Here is a 2,559-nt window from a genome sequence, read left to right on the forward strand (position 1 = left end):
GTAACGGTGGGTTTGAAGCCGCTGCCGCTCTGTATGCTTTGGTAGGCTTCCTGTGCGCTTTGGGCGGTGCGGTAGGCGCCGATGCCGGTGTTGACGGCGGCCATGGCGCTGCTGCGGCTGTTGCTGCCCCCGCCTGCGTATTGTGCCTGATCGGCGGTGGTTCGGGCGCTTTGTGCGACGCTTTGGACGGCATCGGTGGCGGGGCTGGAAACGCCCACGTTGATGCCTTTGCGGGTGTAGCTTTGGCTGCTGTCGCTTTGGTAATACTATGGCTGCCTGAAAAATATTGGGAATTTTTCAGACGGCCTGAGGTCTGGCAACGCGTGCGTGCCAAGGCACTCACCCTACAACTTGAATAGGCATTTGATGCAGGCTACGGCTTGCTACGGTTTACTAATTAATACTGTTACCAACAATGAAATAGAAGGTGAAAAATAAAAAAATAATTTATAAACCTCCTCGGAATAGAGCAAAGCAAAAAAATCCTCTAAATACATCAAATCTCCTTGAATCATCTGCATCAAAAAAACTATCAAAAAACTTAACACAACCCCACTCAATATAGTTATATTAATCAGAAAAAATATGAATAAATATATCCTTATAAACTTTTTCATCACTCCCCTTTGTTTTCATTGATATTATTAATTAATTTTTGAGTTCCAGTTTTTGTCGTTTCGCCTAGTGCTCCACCTACAGTTGTTCCCAATATTGCCGGTATATCCGAAACATTATAATGAAGCAGCGGATTACCGACTCGGTACACCCAATCCGGTTTGCCTAACGGATTATAGTAGCGGTTGGCACGATTCTGGATACCTTGACCAACTTTATTACCTACTGCCGTACCTACCGCAGTACCCACGGCATCCGCGCCGATTTCCGTTGCAGATTTGCCTTGAAGCACACCCGAAACCACACTGCCGCTTACGTTGGTTGCAGTTTGCCCGGCAAGACCGAAGCGGGAGCCTACCCCTGAAGCAACCGCATCAACAACCGTGGCTGTCGGGTTAATTTTACCATCGCTCAGTTGTTGGCTGCCTGCGGAAATCGCGCCGCCTATCGTGGCATTTTTCAAGGCTTCGCGTCCCAAATGGCTGGTTCCCCATTGAAAAGCCGTTCTGCCTGCCGCAGTAGAAGCCCCTACCGGAGCAGTTAAAACACCTGCGGCACCGATTGCCAGATTTTTATTGGCATTTTCACGATTACGGATAGCTTGGTTCGATTCTCCTGAGTGCAGCCAATTTAAACGCCAATAATTGCTTCCCCTGCCATCTTGGGGGAAATATTCTTTATACATATATTTATCGGCATATTCGTTAGGATGCCTTCTCGCATAATTTCGATAGTCCCAATTCAATCCCAAACCTTTATCACTGCCTTTCATAGGAAGAACCGCCATTGCCGTATAATCGGTATAACCATCTTGGGAATCTTGGTTTACCCAACGCAAGACTTGCTTTTGCAAACGCAACTCTGCTTCGGCCAAGGAAATATTTTTTCCCTCCACTTTCTTAACATGAGCCTGCATCGCTTCGGCGTGCTTCTTAATCAATTGCCTTTCGCTCGGATGCAGCTGCCGGTTAAACCTGTCCGTGTTCGCCCCCGCTATCGCCGATGCGGCATTGCCGCCCGCTGCCCAGCCGATGGCGGCGCCGCCCAGGGTGTCAATCACGGCTTTGCCTGCGCCGCCCAAGCTTTCCCCTGCCCGGTTCAGATACGGTGCGGCCAGCGAGGTACTGCCTGCGGCGGCGGCACCGCTGAGGTTGCCGGTCAGCAACCCGCCCGCGCCTGCGTGCAGCAGGCTGCGGCCAAGGCCGCCTTCTTTCCATGTGTTGTAAGCGGTTTGGTTGTCGGCCAGATAAGCGTTGGTTTGACTTAAGGCCTGTTGCAGTTGTTGGCGCCGTTGCGGGTCTTGGGTGGTGGCTAACTCGCTTTCGATGGCGGATTGGAGCATTTCCGCTCTTTGGAAGTCTCGGGTATTGCCCAAATAGTCCGACAGTCGGGCAACGCCTTGTGCGGCGTTTTGGCCGAACTGCTGTGTTACCTCCCGCTGGATATCCAGCTCTTTCTGAACCCTGTCTTTATCAAACGTGTTGTTCAGACGGCCTGTGTTCTGCTCGGCGGTTTCGCTGCGGGTGGCGGTGTAGACGGCTTGGGCCTGCCCGCCTGTGGTGTCGTTTGCGATGACGATGTTGCGCGTTCCGATGCCGCTTCGGGTAACGCTGCTGCGGTTGTCGCCGTCGCGCCCGAAGCCTATGCTTTGGCTGTAGCCTTCCCGGCTGCCGTTGGCGGCGCCGCTTCCGGTGGCGGCGCTAGCGTCGTAGAGGTTGATGCCGCCCATGCTTTGGTTTTGGCCGAGACGCTCGCCGCTGACACTGCCGCTCATGCCGATGCCGTAGCCCTCGCCTTGGTAGCGGCTGTGGTTTTCTATATCGCTGTGGCTGAGGGTGGCCGTCTGAAAGCGGTTTCTGCCGTTTTGTTCGGCGGCTTCGGTGGCGGTGATGATACCGCCTTTTAAGTCGGTGTGTTCTTTGATGTTCGCTTGGAAGCCGTCGT

General features: G+C 53.0%; 1 protein-coding gene and 1 pseudogene. Both read right to left on the reverse strand.

Translation table 11 applies throughout. The features are described 5' to 3' along the window. Positions 1-218, reverse strand: a 218-nt coding sequence (locus tag NQ012_RS12750) for a hypothetical protein (RefSeq protein WP_257067950.1), incomplete at its 3' end; no start/stop codon positions are given. Between the two features lie 398 nt (positions 219-616). Further along, positions 617-2,559 (reverse strand): annotated as a pseudogene (locus NQ012_RS12755) (hypothetical protein); the annotation flags it as partial.

This window comes from Neisseria dentiae (assembly GCF_024580525.1).
Lineage (GTDB): Bacteria > Pseudomonadota > Gammaproteobacteria > Burkholderiales > Neisseriaceae > Neisseria > Neisseria dentiae_A.